General features: G+C 63.8%; 16 protein-coding genes. 9 read left to right on the plus strand and 7 right to left on the minus strand.

Features of this window, described 5'->3' with window-relative positions:
- Window positions 1-7: 7 nt before the first annotated feature.
- The 3 genes from VK792_RS07600 to VK792_RS07610 form a co-directional block, all read right to left on the minus strand.
- Window positions 8-1,162 carry a carbohydrate ABC transporter permease gene (locus VK792_RS07600; protein ID WP_326296846.1) on the minus strand — a complete coding sequence of 385 codons (1,155 nt, stop codon included), beginning with the start codon at window positions 1,160-1,162 and terminating at the stop codon, window positions 8-10.
- Between the two features lie 11 nt (window positions 1,163-1,173).
- Window positions 1,174-2,175: a carbohydrate ABC transporter permease gene (locus VK792_RS07605; protein WP_326296848.1), complete on the minus strand. Its 1,002-nt coding sequence runs from the start codon at window positions 2,173-2,175 to the stop codon at window positions 1,174-1,176.
- A 101-nt stretch (window positions 2,176-2,276) separates the two neighbouring features.
- Complete coding sequence (locus VK792_RS07610) at window positions 2,277-3,545, minus strand: ABC transporter substrate-binding protein (protein ID WP_326296849.1); 1,269 nt, start codon at window positions 3,543-3,545, stop codon at window positions 2,277-2,279.
- 246 nt (window positions 3,546-3,791) lie between these two features.
- Here VK792_RS07610 and VK792_RS07615 point away from each other — a divergent pair, with 246 nt between their 5' ends.
- The 4 genes from VK792_RS07615 to VK792_RS07630 all read left to right on the plus strand — a co-directional run bounded on the left by VK792_RS07615 (window position 3,792) and on the right by VK792_RS07630 (window position 7,981).
- Window positions 3,792-4,820, plus strand: a complete 1,029-nt coding sequence (locus tag VK792_RS07615) for a LacI family DNA-binding transcriptional regulator (RefSeq protein ID WP_326296850.1) — start codon at window positions 3,792-3,794, stop codon at window positions 4,818-4,820.
- A 4-nt stretch (window positions 4,821-4,824) separates the two neighbouring features.
- Window positions 4,825-6,141, plus strand: a complete 1,317-nt coding sequence (locus VK792_RS07620) for a GH1 family beta-glucosidase (protein ID WP_326296852.1) — start codon at window positions 4,825-4,827, stop codon at window positions 6,139-6,141.
- 24 nt (window positions 6,142-6,165) lie between these two features.
- On the plus strand, window positions 6,166-7,134 hold the full coding sequence (locus VK792_RS07625) for a glucokinase (protein ID WP_326296853.1): 969 nt from the start codon (window positions 6,166-6,168) through the stop codon (window positions 7,132-7,134).
- A 166-nt stretch (window positions 7,135-7,300) separates the two neighbouring features.
- On the plus strand, window positions 7,301-7,981 hold the full coding sequence (locus VK792_RS07630; protein WP_326296855.1) for a hypothetical protein: 681 nt from the start codon (window positions 7,301-7,303) through the stop codon (window positions 7,979-7,981).
- Here the strand turns inward: VK792_RS07630 and aroB are convergent.
- On the minus strand, window positions 7,978-9,090 hold the full coding sequence (gene aroB / locus VK792_RS07635; RefSeq protein WP_326296857.1) for a 3-dehydroquinate synthase: 1,113 nt from the start codon (window positions 9,088-9,090) through the stop codon (window positions 7,978-7,980). The genes VK792_RS07630 and aroB overlap by 4 nt on opposite strands.
- Window positions 9,087-9,656 carry a shikimate kinase gene (locus VK792_RS07640; RefSeq protein WP_326296858.1) on the minus strand — a complete coding sequence of 190 codons (570 nt, stop codon included), beginning with the start codon at window positions 9,654-9,656 and terminating at the stop codon, window positions 9,087-9,089. The genes aroB and VK792_RS07640 overlap by 4 nt, the downstream gene beginning before the upstream one ends.
- A 235-nt stretch (window positions 9,657-9,891) precedes the next feature.
- Here VK792_RS07640 and VK792_RS07645 point away from each other — a divergent pair, with 235 nt between their 5' ends.
- Both VK792_RS07645 and VK792_RS07650 read left to right on the plus strand, forming a co-directional pair.
- A complete protein-coding gene (locus VK792_RS07645; protein ID WP_326296859.1) occupies window positions 9,892-11,424 on the plus strand; it encodes a hypothetical protein in 1,533 nt (510 codons plus the stop codon).
- The gene (locus VK792_RS07650; RefSeq protein ID WP_326296860.1) at window positions 11,421-12,350 is read left to right on the plus strand and encodes a site-specific tyrosine recombinase XerD; all 930 of its coding nucleotides are present in this window, start codon (window positions 11,421-11,423) and stop codon (window positions 12,348-12,350) included. Before VK792_RS07645 ends, VK792_RS07650 begins: the two co-directional genes overlap by 4 nt.
- A gap of 128 nt (window positions 12,351-12,478) precedes the next feature.
- Here the strand turns inward: VK792_RS07650 and VK792_RS07655 are convergent, their stop codons facing one another.
- Complete coding sequence (locus VK792_RS07655; RefSeq protein WP_326296861.1) at window positions 12,479-13,300, minus strand: metallophosphoesterase family protein; 822 nt, start codon at window positions 13,298-13,300, stop codon at window positions 12,479-12,481.
- A 68-nt stretch (window positions 13,301-13,368) separates the two neighbouring features.
- On the opposite strand from VK792_RS07655, the gene VK792_RS07660 reads away from it, so the two are divergent.
- The 3 genes from VK792_RS07660 (at window position 13,369) to VK792_RS07670 (ending at window position 18,153) form a co-directional block, all read left to right on the plus strand.
- Window positions 13,369-14,688 (plus strand): HlyC/CorC family transporter, encoded by a 1,320-nt coding sequence (locus VK792_RS07660; protein WP_326296969.1) that lies wholly within the window; start codon window positions 13,369-13,371, stop codon window positions 14,686-14,688.
- A 466-nt stretch (window positions 14,689-15,154) separates the two neighbouring features.
- Complete coding sequence (locus VK792_RS07665; protein WP_326296863.1) at window positions 15,155-17,560, plus strand: GcvT family protein; 2,406 nt, start codon at window positions 15,155-15,157, stop codon at window positions 17,558-17,560.
- On the plus strand, window positions 17,557-18,153 hold the full coding sequence (locus tag VK792_RS07670; RefSeq protein ID WP_326296865.1) for a nucleotidyltransferase family protein: 597 nt from the start codon (window positions 17,557-17,559) through the stop codon (window positions 18,151-18,153). Before VK792_RS07665 ends, VK792_RS07670 begins: the two co-directional genes overlap by 4 nt.
- 363 nt (window positions 18,154-18,516) lie before the next feature.
- Here the strand turns inward: VK792_RS07670 and VK792_RS07675 are convergent, their stop codons facing one another.
- Window positions 18,517-21,423 (minus strand): Hint domain-containing protein, encoded by a 2,907-nt coding sequence (locus VK792_RS07675; protein WP_326296867.1) that lies wholly within the window; start codon window positions 21,421-21,423, stop codon window positions 18,517-18,519.
- Window positions 21,424-21,666: the final 243 nt, after the last annotated feature.

Raw genomic sequence — 21,666 nt, forward strand, 5'->3', positions numbered from 1 at the left:
AGGGATTTTATTTGACCGAGCCAGCCAGCAGGCCGCGCACCAGGTATTTCTGCATGGCAAAGAACACCATCAGCGGCACCGCGATCGACACGAAGGCCGCCGTGGCCAGGATCTCCCAGTTGCCCCCCCGGGTGCCCAGCAGTTCGATGATCTGCTTGGTCATCACCGTGGTTTCGCCGGTTGCGTCGATCAGGAACACCAGCGCCACCAGCAGATCGTTCCATGTCCACAGGAACTGGAAGATCGCAAAGCTTGCCAGCGCCGGGAACGACAGCGGCAGGATGATCTTGGTGAAGATCTGGAATTCCGTCGCGCCGTCGACGCGGGCGTTTTCGATGATGTCGCGCGGCAGGCCGACCATGTAGTTGCGCAGCAGGTAAATCGCCAGGGGCAACCCGAACCCCGTATGCGCCAGCCAGACCCCAAGGTAGCCCTTGCCGATCCCCACCGCCAGGTGCAGTTTCAACAGCGGGATCAGCGCCAGTTGCAGCGGCACCACCAACAGACCCACCACGGCGGCGATCAACAGCGCGCGGCCCGGGAAATCCATCCACGCCAACGCATAGGCGGCAAAGGCCGCGACGAGGATCGGGATGATCGTCGCCGGAATCGTCACCGTCAGCGTGTTGAAGAATGCCTTGGCCATGCTGTCGGTGGCATCGCCGGAAAACAGCACGCGCTGATAGTTCGCCAGGGTGAATTCCGGCGGGATCTCGGCCTTGGCAAAGACGCGCTGGCCCCGGCTGCCGCTGAACGGTTCGGCGCTTTCCATGCGGTAATCGCCATTGGCCTGCACCGTGATCGTGCCGCCCCCGCGCAGTTCCGCCGTGTCGCCCGCGCCAAATGCCCCCACGTCGCGGGACGAAATCCCCCAGGCACTGATGTCGGCCGGGGGCACGTCATTGAGGGTGAACAGATTGCCCTCGATCACATAGACGCCGCCGGTTTCGGTCTGCGCCTCGGGATCGGCCGACCGCAGGGTCAGCGTCTGTTCGGTCGGGAACATGGATTTCCACCAACCGCTGCTGGAAATCTGGTCTGCCGTGCGGAACGACGACACGAACAGCCCCAGCGTCGGGAAGACCCACAGCGCCACCAGCACGGCAACCGACAGGTGCACGGCCCATTTGAGCGAGGATTTGGTTCCGGCGATATTGTCCATCTGTGTTCCCCTCAGCGCATTTCTTTGCGCGCGTTGTAGACGTTCCAGACCAGGATCGGCGTCACCAGCAGCATGATCACCATGGCCGCGGCAGAGCCCACGCCCCAGTCGTTGGCGCGGAACAGCTTGTCGTACATGTAATTGGCCAGAACCTGCGTTTCCCATTGCCCGTTGGTCATGGCAAAGACGATGTCGAAGATCTTGAGCACGACGATGGTGATCGTGGTCCAGACCACGACGATCGTGCCCATGATCTGCGGCACCTTGATCTTGAAGAAGATCTGGAACGGGTTGGCGCCGTCGACGATGGCCGCCTCGACCGTTTCCTCGGGGATGCCGCGCAGGGCGGCGGACAGGATCACCATGGCAAAGCCGGTCTGGATCCAGATCAGCACGACCATCAGGAAGAAGTTGTTCCAGAACGGAATGGTCAGCCATTGCTGCGGGTCGTTGCCCGTCATCCCGACATAGATCGCGTTCAGAACGCCGATCTGTTCGGTGCCAGGTGGGCGGGCGTCATAGACCAGCTTCCAGATCACGGCGGCGCCGACAAAAGAGATGGCCATCGGCATGAAGACCAGCGATTTCGCGATGTTGCCCCACCTGATCCGGTCGGTCAGCTGCGCGGCCAGCAGGCCAAACGCGGTCGAGGCCGCGGGCACGATGACCAGCCACAGCATGTTGTTCTTCATCGCTTCCCAGAACTTCGGTTCCGACACCATCTGGCTGTAGTTCGCAAGGCCGACGAATGCGCCGTCCTGGTCGCGGTCGGTCAGCGACAGGCGGATGGTTTCGACCACCGGGTAGGCCAGGTACAGCCCCAGCGCGAGCAGCGCGGGAAACAGGAACAGCCAGGGCCGGATCATGTTGGCCCGGTTGATGTTGCGCCCGGCATTCGGCCCGCGCGGCGGATACAGCACCTTGTCGAGGAACTGGTTCGAGAAATAGAAATACCCGACACAGGCGCCGACCCCGATAACGATGGTCAGCAGCCCCTGAAACGCTGGATGCATGATCCCCTCCCTGATCGGCCGCCGGTTTAGCCCCGCTGGCGGCAAGTGGGGTTCCCCACGCCCCGGACAAACCGGGGCGCAAGGCGTCTTTCAGGGTCAGCTTATTTCAGTGCGTCCCAGCTGTCCTGGATTTCCTTGGCGACCTCTGCAGCGGGCTTGCCACCGGCATAGTCGACCATCCCGGTCCAGAAGCTGCCCGCGCCCACGCCGCCCGGCATCAGGTCAGAGCCGTCGAAGCGGAAGGTCGTTGCGCCCAGCAGGATGTCGTTCATCTTGGCGGTCGGCGCGTCCGAGAACTTGGAGGTGTCGACACCCTTGTGCGGGGTCAGGAAACCGCCACGCGCCATCCAGATTTCGTTGGCCTCGGGCGTTTGCAGGTACTTGATCAGCGCATGCGCGCCGGGGCTGTCGTTGGTGATCGCCCAGACGGTGCCCGCGCCCAGAACCGGATTGCCCAGGTCCTTGCCCGCATAGGCCGGGAAGTAGAAGAAGTCCGCGTCTGCGCCAACTTCGGTCCCTTCCGGGAAGAAGGCGGGGATGAACGATGCCTGGCGGTGCATGTAGCACTGCGGCGGGGCCGAGAACAGGCCCTTGGGGCTGTCGCGGAAATCGGTCGAGGCGACCGCGCCCGCGCCACCGGCAACGTAGGCGTCGTTGCGGGCGAACCAGCCGAAGTCTTCGATCGCGGCGATGACGCGCGGATCATCGAACGGCATCGCGTTCGACACCCAGTCGTCATAGACTTCGGGCGGCTGGGTGCGCAGCATCAGGTCTTCGACCCAGTCGGTCGCGGGCCAGCCGGTCGCACCGCCCGATCCCAGACCGATACACCACGGGGTTTCGCCGTCGGCCGCGATCTGTTCGGTCAGCGCCTTCAGCTCTTCCATCGTGGTCGGGATGTCATAGCCCGCATCCTCGAAGTTTTCCGGCACGTACCAGACCAGCGATTTCACATCGACCTTGTAGAAAAAGCCGTACAGGTGGTCGGCGCCGTCCTTGCCGGCGTAGGTGCCCAGATCGATCCAGGACTGACCGGCGGCATAATTGTCGCGGATCCAGTCGGCGGTGCCATCTTCCAGCGGCGTCAGGAACCCCCGGCTGGCCATGTCAGAGGCCAGGCCCGGCTGCGGGAACACGGCGACGTTCGGCGCCGAGCCAGCTTCGGCGTCGACAACGATCTGCTGTTCAAAGCTGTCGGAACCGACATAACGCACATCAAGGCCGGATTTCGCGGCGAATGCCGACAGCACGGCCTCGACATTGGCCTGGTCCGGGCCAAGCCACGGGCCGAACACGGTCAGTTGTTCCGCATGAGCCAGTCCGGCGGTCAGCGCCGTCAGGGTCACGCCGAGCGTGAGCGATTTCTTCATGATTTTCCTCCCGGTTTGCGCCTTCCGGCGCGGACTCGTTATCCCTTGCCGCGGGAATCATCCCAAAGCGCTTTGGATTGCAGGACGTTCGCCCAAACAGCGCGGCCTGTCAACGCAGAGTGGACTGGATTTCTCAATAATTCAACGCTGCACCGCAGCTTAACATGGCAATCAAAAAGAGGCTTCCCCGAAGCCGTTTTTAACGCTACCACTTTTCCCGTCCATAGCGCTTTGGAAAATTGCCCCGTGAACCTCAAACAGCTTTCAGAACATCTGAACCTGTCTCAGACCACCGTCAGCCGCGCGCTGAACGGTTACCCCGAGGTGAACGAAGACACCCGCAAACGCGTGCTGAAAGCCGCACAAGAGCTGAATTACAGCCCCAACACGCGGGCCAAGGGGCTGGCCACCGGCCGATCGATGGCCATCGGGCACGTCATCCCGGTGACGTCGAAACATGAAATGGTGAACCCGGTGTTCGGGGATTTCATCGCCGGTGCCGGAGAAACCTATTCCGCCGAAGGCTATGACATGGTGCTGACGCTGGTCGATGACCGCGACGAGGAAAGCGTTTACCGCAAGATCCGTACCCGTGGCAGCGTCGATGGCGTGATCGTGCACGGCCCCAAGATGACGGACCCGCGCATTCCCTTGCTGCGCCAGCTTGGCCTGCCCTTTGTCGTACACGGGCGCGCCACCGACGAAGGCGGCGACTATGCCTGGCTGGATGTGAACAACAAAAGCGCCTTTCGCCGGGCCACGAATTACCTGCTGGACCTTGGCCATCGCCGCATCGCGCTGCTGAACGGGCTGGAAACGATGGATTTCGCCTTTCGCCGCCGACAGGGTTATGCCGAGGCGCTGGCCGCGCGTGGCGTGGCGGTGAACCCGGCCCTGCTCCGCAGCGAGGAAATGACGGAAGTGCTGGGCTATCGCAGCGCGCGCGACATGCTGGACCGGGACGACGCGCCGACGGCGTTCCTGGTGTCGTCGATGATCACCGCCATCGGTGTGCGCCGGGCCATCCATGACAAGGGTCTGGAAATGGGCCGCGACGTGTCGGTGATCACCCATGACGACGATCTCAGTTATCTGAAGAACGGTCCGGGAGAGGCGATCTTCACCGCCACCCGGTCCTCGGTTCGCGAGGCCGGCAGCTTGTCCGCCAGAATGCTGATCGACCTCATCCGACAACGCCCGACCGGACGCCACCAGTTGCTGGAGGCGGATTTGATCATCGGCGGGTCAACTGGCCCTGCCCCATCGACAAGGTAAAGACATGCGCCACAAGCGATCCGACTTTCCCGACGGCTTCCTGTTCGGAACCGCGACCTCGTCTTACCAGATCGAAGGACACAGTTTTGGCGGCGCGGGCCGCACCCATTGGGACGATTTCGCCGACACGCCGGGCAATGTGGTCCGGGCCGAAAACGGCGCGCTGGCCTGCGATCACTATCACCGGTACGAGGCCGATCTGGACCTTGTCGCCGGCGCGGGCTTTGACTGCTATCGCTTTTCCACCAGCTGGGCGCGGGTGATGCCCGACGGGCGCACGCCCAACCCCGAGGGGCTGGATTTCTATGACCGGCTGACCGACGCGATGCTGGAACGCGGGATCAAGCCCTGCGCCACGCTGTACCATTGGGAACTGCCGTCGCCTCTGGCGGATCTGGGCGGCTGGCGCAACCGCGATATCGCGGGCTGGTTCGGGGATTTCACCGAAACCATCATGGGGCGGATCGGCGACCGGATGTATTCCGTCGCGCCGATCAACGAACCTTGGTGTGTCGGCTGGCTGTCGCATTTCCTGGGGCATCACGCGCCCGGCCTGCGCGACATCCGCGCCACAGCGCGGGCGATGCATCATGTTCTGCTGGCCCATGGCACCGCGATCCAACGGATGCGCGGGCTGGGCATGACCAACCTTGGGGCGGTGTTCAACCTGGAATGGGCCGATCCCGCCGACGACAGCGATGAAGCCCGTGCTGCCGCTGACCTGTATGACGGCTATTATAACCGGTTCTTCCTGGGCGGCGTCTTTCAGGGGGCCTACCCCGAAGACGTGATGGCGGGGCTTGCGCCGCATATGCCCGAGGGCTGGCAAGATGATTTCACCACCATCTCGGAACCGGTCGACTGGTGCGGGCTGAACTATTACACCCGCAAGCTGATCGCCCCCGACACCGGCCCTTGGCCCAGCCACAAAGAGGTCGAAGGTCCGCTGCCCAAGACCTTGATGGGATGGGAAATCTTTCCCGATGGTCTGTATAATTTCCTGACCCGCACCGCGCGCGAATACACCGGCAGCCTGCCCTTGCTGGTCACGGAAAACGGGATGGCGAGCCCGGATGTGGTGACGAATGGCGCGGTTTCGGATCAACCGCGCATCGACTATCTGAACGCGCATCTTGATGCGGTGAAGCGCGCGATTGCTGATGGCGTGCCGTTGCAGGGCTATTTCATCTGGTCGCTCCTGGACAATTACGAATGGGCGCTGGGCTATGAGAAACGCTTTGGCCTGGTCCATGTCGATTTTGAAACGCTGGAACGCACGCCCAAAGCGTCGTATCACGCGCTGGCTCAAGCACTGAAGTGAAGCACAGGCACTGAAGGACGGACCATGGCCGCAATGACCGCAGTCGTCGCCGATATCGGCGGCACCAACACCCGCGTCGCCCTGACCCACGGCACCACCGTGCGGACCGACACGATCGCGCGGTTTCGCAATGCCGATCATGCCGACCTGAGTTCGGTGCTGAAAACCTATCTGTCGGACCGGTCTGAAACCGTCGATGCCGCCTGCGTCGCGATGGCCGGGCCGGTGCATGACGGGGTGGGCACGTTGACCAACCTGGACTGGACCATCGACCGCAGCGTGATCGCGGCGGCGACCGGTGCCGGCACGGTGGCGGTGCTGAACGACCTGCAGGCACAAGGCCATGCCATTGCCCACTTGCCAGACGACAAGCTGGACGTGGTGTTCGGCGGGCCAACGTCGGGCGATCACGCGGCGCGGCTGGTTCTGGGGGTCGGGACCGGGCTGAACGCGGCACTTGTCTATCGCACCGAACGCGGCACGCTGGTGCCGCCATCGGAATCCGGCCATATCTCTCTGCCTGTCCAGAACGAGGAAGAGCTGCGGCTGATGACGTTTCTTGGCCGCAAGCACGGCACCCCGGGGTTCGAAGAGGCCCTGTCGGGCCGCGGGGTTGAAAACCTGTACGCCTGGGCCTGTCACGAGGCCGGCACCCTGCCCCCGGGATTTTCCGCGCATCAGGTCATGCTGGCCGTGGCCGAGGGCAGCGACGAGGCCGCGCAGCGCGCGGCGCATGTCTTTGTGCGGCTGCTGGGGCGCCTTGCGGGCAATCTGGCGCTGATCCAGTTGCCTTATGGAGGCATTTATCTGTGCGGCGGCGTCGCCCGCGCCTTCGGCCCCTATTACGAGGCGATGGGCTTTGCGCAATCGTTTCTCGACAAGGGGCGGTTTGCCGACTTCATGCGGCAGTTCGCGGTGTACGTGGTCAATGACGACTATGCCGCGCTGACCGGGTCGGCCTGGCATTTGCAGGAGCTGATCGAAACCGCCTGACCCGCTGGGGTTGCCCCGACGCAGTCGCGCACATTCCTTCCTGACTCCTTAGATTCGCCAATATCGCGCGGCAGGTCTTTTGCGATCAACCCCTTGCCCAGCCATGGGCATCCACGAAGCCGGGGCGGCCCCCCGGGGCGTGGCACACTGTCGTGAAAGAGTCCGCATGTTCGCCAGAACGTTCCCCCTTTTCGCCCTTTCTGCAACGCTGTTGTCCGGCTGTGGCGGCATCACTGCCACGGTTGCCCAGAGCCCGCAACCTGCGAACAGCGCCCCCACAGTGGTTGCCGCCGCGGCCCTGTCGGCATCGGCGTTCGTCGTGCCCGCGGCGGATGGCAGCATTGGCAGCGACCTGATCCAGACCAGCGCCGATGCCGTGATCGACACCGATGGCGACGGCTACGGCTATCTCGCGGGCAAGGACGCCAGCGACAGCAGCCTGCATACGGTCGCCGGATTGGTGGGGGGGGACGCGCTGACCGCGCTGCCCGGCAGCGGAACCGCCAGCTACGACGGCTATTTCGAACTGTATCACCTGAACCGCCCGACCACCGGCAGCAGCCGCGCCGACCTGCGCAGCTTGACCGGGGCGATGACGATCACGCTGGACATGACAAATGACAGCTTTTCCGGCGCAAGTGCGGGCACGGTCAATGGCCGACCGGCCCTGATGCTGAGCGGTCAGATCACCGGCGACACCCTGACCGGAATCGCGAGCTACACCAACGGAACCGTGGCCATGACCGGCGACATGATCGGCCGCGCCGGGACCGAAAAGGTCATCGGCGCCTATCACGGCAACAATGGCAGCGACAGTTTCGCAGGTGGGTTCCTGGCCACGCCCTAACGGCTGGCCAGCGCATCCCAAAGCACCGAGAGCACCGCATCGCGCGGCACGTCCGAGGTGAAGAAGGCATCGCCGATTCCGCGCACCAGGATAAAGCGCAGTTTGCCGTCGATCACCTTCTTGTCCTGACCCATCAGATCCAAAAGCGACTCTGCCGCTGGCAGATCACCGGGAATGTCGGCCAGGTCGGTCTTCATGCCCATGGTTTTCAGATGCGCGCGAACGCGGCTGGGGTCTTCCTGCGAACACACGCCAAGGCGCGACGACAGCTCGAACGCCAGCGCGCATCCGATGGCCACGCCTTCGCCATGCAACAGACGGTCGGAATAGCCGGTGGCCTTTTCCAACGCATGACAGAAGGTGTGCCCAAGGTTCAAAAGCGCCCGGTCGCCCTGCTCGGTCTCGTCCCGCACGACGATTTCCGCCTTCATCTCGACCGAGCGGCGCACGGCATAGGCGCGCTTTTCAGCGTCGCCCGCGGCCATGGCCGGGCCATTCCGTTCCAGCCAGTCGAAGAACCCGGCATCCCCCAGCAGCCCGTATTTCACCACCTCGCCATTGCCGGCCAGGAAATCGCGGGGGGTCAGCGTGTCCAGCACGCCGATATCGGCCAGCACAAGGCTGGGCTGGTGAAAGGCGCCGATCAGGTTCTTGCCCTGCGGCGCGTTGATCCCGGTCTTGCCGCCGACCGAACTGTCGACCTGCGCCAGAAGCGACGTCGGCACCTGCACAAAGCGCACACCCCGGCGCAGCACGGCCGCGGCAAAGCCCACAAGATCCCCGATCACGCCGCCGCCAAGCGCCACAACCACGTCGCGGCGTTCGACCTTCTGTTCCAGCAGCCATTCGACGGTGCGGGTGAATTCGGGCCAAGCCTTGGTGGATTCGCCGGCCGGCAGGGTCAGGGCCACGCTTTCGATGCCCTCGGCACTCAGCGCGGCGCGGAACCGGTCCAGATGCAGCGCCGCGACGTTTTCATCGCTGACAATCGCCACGCGCTTGCGGTGCAGCAGCGGAGCGATCTGCGCACCGCCGGTGTCGATCAGGCCCGGCCCGATCCGAACATCATAGGCGCGCTCCCCCAACGGGACATGTACCGTCTGAATCATTCTTTTTTCTCCAGCACATCGGGCCGCTGCAACAGCGCCTCGATCACTTTCTTCGCCATCATGTCGACGCTATAGGTTTTGTCGGACCGGACGTTCAGATCGGCGCGGGCATAGAGCGGCACCCGTGTTTCGTACAGGCGTTTCAGCGTTCCGTACGGATCGGCGCCACGCAGCAAGGGGCGGGTGTCCTTGTGCTTGACACGGTTCCACAGCAAGTCAAGGTCGGCGTTCAGCCAGACCGACACCCCCCGCTCCGAGATCATCTCACGGTTCTCGGCGGACATGAAGGCGCCGCCGCCGGTCGACAGGATGCCGCGCTCCTCGTCCAGCAGACGGCCGATCACCTGGCTTTCCTTCTGGCGAAAGAACGGCTCTCCGTCGCGCTCGAAGATTTCGGCAATGGTCATGTTCGCGGCGCGCTCGATCTCGGCATCCGAATCGAGGAACGGCACCCCCAGCTGCGCCGCCAGCGCCTTGCCGACGGCGGTCTTGCCCGCCCCCATCATGCCCACCAGCACCACGGTCTTCTTCAGGATCAACGAATTTTTCAGGTCGCCTTCGGCCATCGTCCGCCATTTTCCAGATTTCCCGCGTGAATGACGTGATCTTGGTGAAATTGCCAGTTATAACTTCGAAAAAAAGATGGCAGGGATGATCGGCAGATGCGGCACGTAGTCAGATGGCTTCTATACCTTATAGTGCTCGCCTTGGTGGGGCTGGTGATCTATGCCTATGCCGGTCCGTACTTCGGCGCCGACTTCTCGCCGCCCCAGACCGAGATCAGAGAGCCCGTCACGCTGGATGTGGACTAAGCCGCTTGCCCTGTCGCTGATCCTGCTGGCGCCGCCCGTTCTGGCGCAGGCGCCGCTGTCGGCCATCGACTGGCTGGAAAACCATCATCCCGAAGCCGCGACGGCCACGCTGCGCCCGCTGCTGCTTGAGCCACCGGTCAGCGCCTCTGCCCTGCCGCCCCAGGTCGAGGTGACGGCGCTGGACGCGCCATCGGTGTCGTCCACCGGGCTTTTGCCGATGCAGGTCACCGGCTTGCCCGAAACGTTGTGGCAGGCCAGCCGGTCCGCCGACCTGATCACACAACTCGCCGCGCTGGATGTCACCGCGCATCCGGCGCTGAACGACCTGCTGATCACCCTGCTTCTGGCCGAGGCCGCGGCCCCCGCCGACGCGCGTCAGGACAGCGCGTTTCTTCAGGCCCGGGTGCGCAAGCTGTTGGACCTGGGCGCCGTCGATCCGGCGTCGGCGCTGCTGGGACGGGCCGGACCGATGGACCCGGCCCTGTTCCCGCTGTGGTTCGACATCGCGCTGTTGACCGACCAGACCACCGCTGCCTGCCGGCAGTTGCGCGCCCGCCCGCATCTTCTGCGCGACGTGGCATCGCGGGTGTTCTGTACCGCACGGCTGGGCGATTGGGCGACTGCCGTCACCGTCCTGCAAAGCTCCGAGGCGCTGGGCGATATTTCGGAAACCGACGCGACGCTTCTGGCGCATTTCCTTGATCCCGAACTGGCCGAAGCGGGCGGCCTGCCACCACCGCCACGCCTGCCGACGCCATTGGAATACCGCCTTTACGAGGCGATCGGTGAACGCCTTCCGTCGGGTCCGCTTCCGCGCGCTTTCGCGGTCACGGACCTGTCGGGCGACGCCGGCTGGAAGGCGCAGCTGGACGCCGCCGAGCGGCTGGCCCGGGTCGGCACGATTTCCCCCAACCGCCTTCTGGGCATCTATACCGACCGCAGGCGCGCCGCATCGGGTGGGATCTGGGACCGGGTCGAGGCTTTGCAGCACTTCGATACCGCGTTGACCGCGGGCGAGCCGGGCGCGGTTGCCGCCACGCTGCAACGGGTCTGGGCGCAAATGTCGTCGGCCGGGTTGCTGGTCCCGTTTTCGCAGATCTACGGACCCCGGCTGGTGGACATTCCGCTGACGGGCAATGCCGCATTGCTGGCGGCCCGGGCAGCACTGCTGTCACCCGACTATGAGCTTGCGGCGGCGAAACTGCCCCGTGACCTGCCCGACCGCAGCCTGCTGGCCGCCATCGCCACCGGCCAGCCGCCCGAGATCCCGCCGACCGGCGCAATGCGCGCTGCGGTGATCGCGGCGTTTCGCGACCCCGGCCTGCCTGACACCTATGCCCCGCTGATGCAGGGCGACCGGCTGGGCGAAACCATCCTCAAGGCCCTGTCTGAAACCGCCGAAGGGGCACAGGGCAACCCGGCCATCCTGACCCGCGGTCTGCGCGCGCTGCGCGCTGTCGGGCTCGAGGACACCGCCCGTCGCACCGCCCTGCACCTGCTGCTGACCGGGGGGCTGCAATGAGCGCGCGCTGGCTGCCCGCTTTCCTCGATGCGCTCGCCGCGGAACGCGGCGCGGCACAGAACACGCTGCAGTCCTACGCCCGCGATCTTCAGGACTTTGCCGGCTGGCTGGCCGCGCGGAATGGCGATTTCGCCAGCGCCAGCCGCGACGATGTCGAAGCCTATCTTGTGCATTGCGATGCCCAGGGCCTGGCCAAGGCAACCCGCGCCAGGCGCCTGTCCTCGATCAAGCAGCTCTACCGCTTCACCTTCGAGGAAGGCCTGCGCGGTGACAATCCGGCGGTGCAGGTCACCGGACCGGGCCGCGAAAAACGCCTGCCGAAAACCCTGTCTGTGGACGAGGTCGACCGCCTGCTGGACGCCGCCGAAACCCATGGTCGCACCCCGGCCGACCGGCTGCGCAACACCTGCCTGATGCAGTTGCTCTACGCCACGGGCATGCGGGTGTCGGAACTCGTCGGCCTGCCGGTCTCGTCGGCGCGCGGCGACCCGCGGATGCTGCTGATCCGTGGCAAGGGCGGCAAGGAACGCATGGTGCCGCTGTCCCCCCCCGCCCGCGCGGCCCTGGCGCTCTGGCTCACCCAACGCGACGAAACCGAGGACACCGCCCGCAGCGCGGGGGCCGCCGCCTCGCCCTTCCTGTTCCCGTCGCGCAGCAAGGATGGCCACCTGACCCGACATGCGTTCTACATGCTGATCAAGGACATCGCCGTGGCCGGCGGCGTGTCGCCGGCCAAGGTAACACCGCACACCCTGCGCCACGCCTTTGCCACCCACCTGCTGGAACGCGGCGCCGACCTGCGCGCGATCCAGACCTTCCTCGGCCATGCCGACGTCTCCACCACCGAGATCTATACCCATGTGCTGGAAGACCGCCTGCGCGAACTGGTTCTGGATCACCACCCGCTGGCCAAGGACGCCTCGTAACCCCTTCTTCTGGCTAAAAATATCCCGGGGGTGAATTGGCCAACGGCCAAGAGGGGGCAGCGCCCCCTCAGCCTTCCCCCCTGGCCTCCGAAGCCCGCCAGACGGCCGCCAGGCCAAGACCGGTCCCCTCACGCACCTGTGGCCGTCCCGCGCCGCATCCCGACCGGCAACGCCTCTTCCGACGGCCACCAGCCGCTCAGCAAGGCCCGGTCATAGCCTTGCACCAATCCCGCCGCCCGCATCGCCAGCGCCGCCGCCTCGGCGTCATAGTCCAGCCGCGCGACCGCCACCGCCCCGTCCGCAGCCACCGTGCAGTACCGCGTCGCCCGCGCGCCGTCGTGCGGCGGCATGCCGATCACGCCGGCATTGACCCAGTCGACTCCACGCACCCGGCGCTGGAACGCAATGCCACTGTGCCCGACAAAGACCCGGTCGACCGGGCCGGCCACGGCTTGCACCGCGGCGATTTCTTCGGCGAAATCCGCGTCATCGGACACCGGCCAGAGGAACCGCGCCACATCCGTCACGCCCCCATGAAACATTGCGCAGCGCCGCCCGGCGTGCTCGAACACGGCCAGGTCGGGACAGGTGCCCATCCACGCCCGGACCTCAGGCTCACAGGCAGCCAACGCCGCGGCGTACCAGTTCGCCGACAGGCGGTCGCAGACCGTGCCCTCGCCGAAGCCGCAGCCACAGGTATCGGCGCCCTCCGCCAACTGGATCTCGCAATTCCCAGCCACCACAGGCACCGCCCAATCGCGTATTTCCGCGACAGTCGCGGCGGCATCGGCGCAATAGGCCACGACATCCCCGGTGCACAGACACTGCGACGGGGGCAACCCAAGTTGCAGGGCCACGTCGCGCAGCGCCTGCAACGCCTGCAGGTTGGCATATTGCCCACCAAACACGATCAGCGGCCCATCCAGCCGCCCCAGATCGGCAATCTTCATCGCCTGCCCCTTGAACGGGACGCCTCGCGCCCCCATAACCCGTTCCAGCATAAGGATGAATGACAACGATGGAAGCCTCTGCCACCCTCTACGACAGCGCGTTCTGGATCACCACGGGGGCGATCCTGCTGCTTTTGGTGCTTTCGGGGTTCTTTTCGGGGTCCGAAACCGCGCTGACGGCGGCGTCGCGCGGCAAACTCCGGGCGCAGGCGGACAAGGGCAACCGCGGTGCACAGCGCGCGCTGTCGATCACCGAAGACAACGAGCGTCTGATCGGCTCTGTCCTGCTGGGCAACAACCTTGTGAATATCCTCGCCACATCGCTGGCCACTGCGCTTTTCACACGGCTTTTCGGCGAAAGCGGCGTGGCGCTGGCCACGTTGGTGATGACCCTGCTGGTCCTGATCTTCGCCGAGGTGCTGCCAAAGACCTATGCCATCACCAATGCCGAAACCGCCGCGTCGCTGGTGGCAGGCGTGATCCGCGTGGTGATTCTGGTGTTTTCGCCGATGGTGAACGCGGTCCGCATGCTGGTGCGGGGCGTCTTGCGCATTTTTGGCGTGCGCGCCGATCCCGACAGCCGGATCCTTGCCGTGCGCGAAGAGATCGCCGGCGCCCTGAACCTGGGTCATTCCGAAGGCGTGGTCGAAAAGGAAGACCGCGACCGGATCCTGGGCGCGCTGGACCTTGGCGACCGCACGGTCGAGGAAATCATGCTGCACCGTTCCAAGATCGAGATGATCAACGCGGCGACGCCGCCGCAGGAAATCCTGGCCCAATGTCTTGAATCGAATCACACCCGGTTGCCGATCTACAAGGACGAACCTGAAAACATCATTGGCGTGATCCACGCCAAGGACCTGCTGCGCGCGATGTACAAGCTGATGCAGGACGCGGGGACCAGCGACATGTCGGCGCTGGAGACGTTCCAGATCGTCGAGGTCGCGATGAAACCCTATTTCATCCCCGATACCACGTCGCTGGATGACCAGATGCGCCAGTTCCTGCGCCGCCGCACGCATTTTGCACTGGTGGTCGACGAATATGGCGCGTTGCAAGGCCTGATCACGCTGGAAGATATCCTGGAAGAAATCGTGGGCGAAATCACCGACGAATTCGACCCCGATGCCGAGCATCCGATCCGCAAGGCAGAGGACGGCCACTATCTGATCGATGGCGCCATGACAATCCGAGACCTGAACCGCGCCACCGACTGGAACCTGCCCGACGAAGAGGCCAACACCGTCGCAGGCTTGGTCATTCACGAGGCGCAAATGATTCCCTCGGTCGGCCAGGTCTTCAGCTTTCACGGTTTCCGGTTCGAGGTCACAGGCCGGGAAAACAACCGCCTCACCAAGCTGAAGATCCGGCCGCTGGACGCCGCCTGACCAAATCATATCATTGCGCACGATGACCGGTTTCGGATTGCCGCTGGCAATCCGATCGGTGCGAGGGGTTTCACCCCTCGCGCTCCCCAGGATACTTTCGGCCAGAAGAAGATCAGTGACGCGCACTTGGTCAAGCCCATGTAAGACAGCCATGCAAGCCAATCTCCGTACCTTGAAGAGCGGCCGTCCGCACCGGTCACGTCCCGAAGGACATGACCTTCGGGACGCTTCTCCTGGCGCGGTCATCGGCGTCCCCGCCTGTTCCGCCCTATCGGGATAAACCCGGAACGGTAAACAGACCCTTAATCTTCTTCTGGCCGAAAATATCCCGGGGAGTTTGAGGGGCTGGCCCCTCAAATTGTCGAGGCCTGGGAATTGCCTTTTCGCGGCAGCTTTTGTCGGTTTTCGCCTTGCCGCCGTGCCAATGCCCGCACAGGATCAGGGCAAGACTGCTAGGGAGCCTATCATGAAAACCACCACCCGAGTCGCCGTGATCGGAGGCGGCGTTGTCGGCTGTTCGGTTCTGTATCACCTGACCAAGCTGGGCTGGTCCGACGTGATGCTGATCGAACGGTCGGAACTGACGTCCGGATCGACCTGGCACGCGGCAGGCGGATTTCACACGCTGAACGGCGACACCAACATGGCGGCGCTGCAGGGCTACACCATCCGGCTGTATCGAGAACTGGAGGAGATCACCGGCATGTCCTGTGGTCTGCACCATGTTGGCGGCATCACACTGGCCGACAACCGTGACCGGTTCGATATGCTGCTGGCAGAACGCGCCAAGCACCGCTACATGGGCCTGGAAACCGAAATCGTCGGACCAGACGACATCGCCAAACTGGCCCCGATCGTCAATCTCGACGGGATCATCGGTGCGCTTTACGATCCGCTAGATGGCCACTTGGACCCATCGGGCACCACCCACGCCTATGCGCGCGCGGCCCGGATGGGCGGGGCAACGATCGAAACCCATTGTATGGTGCAGGAGACCAACCAGCGCCCGGATGGCACTTGGGACGTGGTGACCGACAAGGGCACGGTGCACGCCGAACACGTGGTCAATGCCGGCGGGCTGTGGGCGCGTGAGGTCGGCGCGATGGCAGGCGTCTACCTGCCGCTTCACCCGATGGAGCACCAGTATCTCGTCACTGACGAGACGCCGGAGATCTATGAGCGCGACACCGAACATCCGCATGTCATGGACCCGGCCGGCGAAAGCTATCTGCGGCAAGAAGGCCGGGGGCTGTGCATCGGGTTCTATGAACAACCGTGTCGGCCCTGGGCGGTCACCGGCACACCATGGACTTTCGGCCACGAACTGCTGCCCGATGACTTTGAAAAGATCGAACAAAGTATTGAGTTCACATACAAACGCTTTCCGGTGCTCGAACGTGCCGGGGTAAAATCCGTGATCCACGGGCCATTCACCTTTGCCCCCGACGGCAACCCGCTGGTGGGGCCCATTCCCGGGTTGCGCAACTATTGGTCGGCCTGCGGGGTCATGGCCGGATTCAGCCAGGGCGGCGGTGTCGGGTTGATGCTGGCGCAATGGATGATCGAGGGCGAATGCGAACGTGACGTGTCGGCGCTGGACGTGGCGCGCTTTGGGGACTGGATCAGCCCGGGCTACACCCTGCCCAAGGTGATCGAGAATTATCAAAAGCGGTTTTCCGTCAGCTACCCGAACGAAGAGTTGCCCGCTGCCCGACCCAACCGTACGACTCCGATGTATGACATTTTCGACGGTATCGGCGCGGTCTGGGGTGCGCAATACGGGCTGGAGGTGGCGAACTATTTCGCACAAGGCGATGAACCGCGGTATGAAACCCCCAGTTTCCGCCGATCGAACGCCTGGGACGCCACCGCACGAGAGGTGAAGTCTGTTCGAGAAGACGTTGGAATCAATGAGGTTCACAACTTTGGAAAATATCGCGTGACGGGCCCCCGAGCGCGCGATTGGCTGGACCGGATCATGGCCGGGCGCCTGCCGAAACCGGGGCGGCTGTCGCTGACCCCGATGCTGTCGCCCGCGGGCCGGCTGATCGGCGATTTCACCGTGTCCTGCCTTGACGCGGAAACCTTCCAGTTGACCGCCAGCTACGGGTCGCAGGCCTATCATATGAGGTGGTTCCTGCAACATCAGGAAGATGGCGTAACCATAGAAAATATCAGCGATAAACTGAATGGATTCCAGATTGCAGGGCCATTGTCGGCCGAGGTTCTGCAAGCCTGTACGCTGGCCCCCGTGGACCTGAAGTTCCTAGACGTTCGGCACATGACCATCGGGATGACAGACTGCCTTGTGCAACGGGTCAGCTATACCGGCGATCTGGGTTACGAGATCTACTGCGATCCCATGGCGCAACGGCAACTGTGGGCGACGCTCTGGGCTGCGGGGCAACCGCACGGGATGAAGCCCTTCGGGATGCGCGCGATGATGAGCCTGCGGCTCGATCGGTTCTTTGGCTCTTGGATGCGGGAGTTTTCGCCAGACTACACGGCCGCCGAGACCGGGCTTGACAGGTTTATCTCTTTCTCGAAACCAGTTGATTTCATTGGTCGTTCCGCCGCAGAGACAGAGCGCGACACGCCGCCTGCACGGCAATTGGCGGTGTTCGAGGTTGATGCGGACGATGCCGATGTGAATGCCTATGAGCCGGTCTGGATCGACGGACGAGTGCAGGGGTTTTGCACTTCGGGCGGCTATTCGCACCACGCGGGCAAATCCATCGCCATGGCGCTGATCCCACGCGAAAAGGTGGCAGAGGGGCTTGAGGCGCAGATCGAAATCCTGGGGCAGATGCGGTCGGCCCGGTTGATCACCCAGCCCTTGTTCGACCCGGACGGCGCCCGGCTGCGGGAATGAACACGGCCACCATCCTGATCCCCGCTGCGGGAAATTCCAGCCGAATGCGGGGGGCGGATAAACTGCTGCAAACGGTCGACGGGATACCGTTGTTGCGGCGGCAGGTGGTACGGGCGCTGTCGGTCGCGCCGGTGGTGGTGACGGTGCCCGCCGGGCGCCATCCGCGCTACGCGGCGCTTGATGGCTTGGCCCTGACCCTGCTGCCGGTGCCTGACGCGGCGGAGGGCATGGCCGCCTCGTTGCGCCGCGGCATCCAAAGCCTGCCGCCTCAGGCCACGGGCGCAATGATCGTTCCAGGCGACATGCCGGACCTGTCAGAGCAGGATTTATCTCGGATTATCAATGCTCACTACGACAAACCTGATGCGATCATCCAGGCGACGGCAGCGGATGGGACACCCGGCCATCCGGTGCTGTTCCCACGCGCCTTGTTTTCACATTTCGGGCGGCTTTCCGGCGATGAAGGCGCGCGCGCGATCCTGCGCGACAACCGCGATCTGGTGCAACGGGTGGCCCTGCCCGGAAAGCACGCGCTGACCGACCTCGACACGCCGGAAGACTGGGACAACTGGCGCGCACGGTCCGAAAATTGACGAAAAGCGGCAGCACCGATTGCCACCATGAGTTTCCGTCAACAATCCATGCAAAGCGGCTGATTTTCCACGACAAAGGAAACGTCTCTGTGAACCGCGGAAACACGCGCTTCCCCGAAATGGTCCAAGGCTTGCCCCATTTCCGCCCCATACCAACGGTAGTTTCATAAGTGTCGGAAGGGAAGCCCACCAACGGACCCAGGACACAACGAAACGACAAAAGGATCGCAGACACGCAAGACCCGAAACACCGCATATCGCCAAGGCCCGCGATACACGAAAATGGGACAGGTTTCCCCATCCCATTTCCGGTATTGCCGCTTCAGCCCCCTGCAGCGGCAGGCTGCATTCAGGGTAGAGCGCTTACTTGATGACAAGCATGGCTTCATGCTTGCGCAGGGCGCGACGGGCAGAAGAATACGCCGTCAGGCCTTCTTCTTCGGCCAGCTCAGGGAAGAGTTCGAAAAGCTCGGTCCGCTGCGCGTTGCCAATGCCCTTGAGGCTGTGATCGCCCGGCTGGAAGCTTTCGGTCCAGGCACCGTTCGAGAGCACGACTTCGTGACGGTCGAACATGATGTGGATATAGGAAACGCCGAGGCTGTCCACTTCGTCCACGCCCGGCAAGCCGGTCAGGTGTTTGGCCGCGACAAGGACTTCCCGCTCTTCGAAGTACAGCGCGGTCTTGTCGTTGCTCACCAGAACACGGTGGTTCGGCGATACCAGCAGGTCATGCTCTGGCAGGCCGTTGCCCAGGGCCCCCTTGCGGATCAGGATCGGACGCAGATGGGCATTGCGGTCCAGGTCCGAGGCGGCCAGGTCTTTGCGACCAACCCACTTGATTTCCTGAATGCCGTTGTCACGGGTGATGACACGGTCACCGGGCTGCAGGTCTTCCACCAGGCATTCGCCCTGCGGCGTTGCGATCCGGGTGCCCGGGGTAAAGCACGGGATCACGTTTTCGATTTCCTCGAAGGTCATCGTCGACAGCGGGGTCGAGTCGTCGGTCCGGTCCGGGCCGTAGAATTCGACATAGCCGTCTTCACGGTCATCCGAGGTATAGATCACCTGAAGGCTGCCACCGGTCGGCGCCGACCCGGTCAGGTCCAGCGTATCCCAATCAAGCGGCACACCATCGGAGCCAAGGCCGCCCGGGCCATCGCCGCCGTCGACCACGTCACCGCCGGTTGCCCCGACGATCACGTCACGGCCATCTTCGGCATCGATCGTGTCGGCCCCCTGACCGCCATAGATCGTGTCATCGCCCGCACCGCCAAGGATCGAGTCCTCGTCGATACCGCCGTCGATCACGTCGTCGCCCTGGCCACCATCCAGGGTGTCGTCGTCATCGCCGCCGATCAGCGTGTCGTTGCCGTTGCCGCCAAAGATGAAGTCACGGTCGTTTTCCGGGACAGCGTCGATATCGTCGGTGATTTCCAGAACAGTGAAGTTCGAGCCGTCCAGGTAGTCGTTGCCGCTGCCACCATCCAGCGTGTCCGACCCATGCGACCCGATGATCGAGTCGTCGCCGATACCACCGTTGACAAGGTCATCGTCGATGCCGGCGTTGATCGTATCGTTGCCTTCACCACCATCGATCGTGTCGCGGTCGTCACCAGTTTCGATGCTGTCGTTGCCGTTGTTCCCCTCGACATAGTCGCGGCCGTCTTCCTTGTTCGGGTCGCTGGTAAAGCCCAGGATCGGCAGGTTCGGATCGTCACCGACATAGTCCGAGAAGGTGTCGATGCCAGCAAGGATGGTATCATTGCCCTGCCCGCCCAGGATGCTGTCCGAACCTTGCACATCATAGATGTAGTCGTCGCCGGTGTGGCCATCCACGGTGTCGTCGTCGATGCCGCCCAGCAGCGTATCGTTGCCGGCGCCGCCGAAGATCGAGTCGGCGTCGTCGCCGGTCGAAATGTAGTCGGCGCTATCGGTGCCGGTCACGGTGTCCAGATCGTCAGCCGGATCGGGGTCTTCGTCCAGCCCGTTGAACGGATCCAGCGACTGCAGATCGGCGCTGACGGGGAAGATATCCACATCGATGCGGCCTTGTCCGCCGGTGGGATCATCGTTCACGTTCACGGTGATCACACCATCGTCGGTGCCGCCGTTGCCATCGCCCACGACGTAGGGAATGGTCACCGGGCCGACGTAGCCTGCGACGGGCGTGTAGGTCACGGTGCCATCGGGGTTCAGCGTGGCGCTGCCGACGGTCGGCGTGCCGATGCTGGACACGGTCAGCGGGTCGTTGTCAGGATCGGTGTCGTTGTCCGCCGGGTTGAAAGTCACCGGGGTTGAATTGTCCGTCGACACGGTGTCATCCACCGCCACCGGATTGTTGTTGGGGGTGCCGACGTTGATGGTGATCACACCATCGTCGGTGCCGCCGTTGCCGTCACCCACGACATAGGGAATGGTCACCGGGCCGGTATAGCCGGTCACCGGGGTATAGGTCACGGTGCCATCGGGGTTCAGCGTGGCGCTGCCGACGGTCGGCGTGCCGATGCTGGACACGGTCAGCGGATCGTTGTCCGGATCGGTGTCGTTGTCTGCCGGGTTGAAGGTCACCGGGGTGTCGACCGGGGTGGCCACGGTATCATCCACCGCCACCGGATCGTTGTTCATGTCGGAGTCAGTGGTCGAGAATGCCACGTCGCTGATGATCACGCCCTGCGCGCTTACACCGCCATTGGCATAGTCGATTTCGATCCGGGCAACCGGTCCGACGATATCCACAAGGACCGAACCGTTGGCGTCGTCGAAGTTGGTTTCGGTGGTGCCGGTCAGCGTGCCGCCCGACTGGCCGATAGTGCCCAGCGGGGTGATCGTGACGGGAACCGCGTTGCCGTCCGCGTCATAGGCGGTGATGGACACCTGGTCTTCCCAGTTGATGCCGCCCGGGCCGAACAGGTCTTCGCCGGTGCCAGCGTCGATGTCGTTCATCAGGAACGACACGTTCTGCACGGTGTCACCGAACATGTCCTCGTTGGTCGACCGGAAATCCAGGACCGTGGTCGAGGTGGCCGAAACCATTGCTCCGTCGCCACCGTCGCCAAACAGTTTCAGGTGCGAGAACGGGTTGAAGGTTTCGCCATCAGGCACGAAGCCCTCGAAGTTGACAGTGAAGGCTTCTGCACCGGCGTCCAGCGCATCAAAGGTGATGTCGACAGCGACACCGCCCGTATCCACGGAGGCCGAGATATCGTTCGTATCGGCAACATTCGTGCCGTAAGCCCCCAGTGCCCCCCAGTTCAACAAAAGATCAGCCATCTTACGACCCTTTTCCTTTTCACCGGGGCAGTCCCCGAAGCCGCAAATCGCGGCGACAGCACGCGGCTGCCCGTTTCCTCTTTGCTCGTCATGCCTGTGAAATTGCGAAGTCGATCGCGCAGCCTCTGCCCACTTCTATCGTGGACGAAGCGGCCTGTCGGCGGCTGAGTCGCCACGGGCGACCCTCGCATCCCTTCGCATCCCTAAGGATGACTTGCGGTTCAGCGGCCGCCCCCGTGGCCT

It is taken from the genome of Mesobacterium hydrothermale, assembly GCF_035818635.1.
In the GTDB taxonomy this organism is placed as follows: Bacteria; Pseudomonadota; Alphaproteobacteria; order Rhodobacterales; family Rhodobacteraceae; genus Mesobacterium_A; species Mesobacterium_A hydrothermale.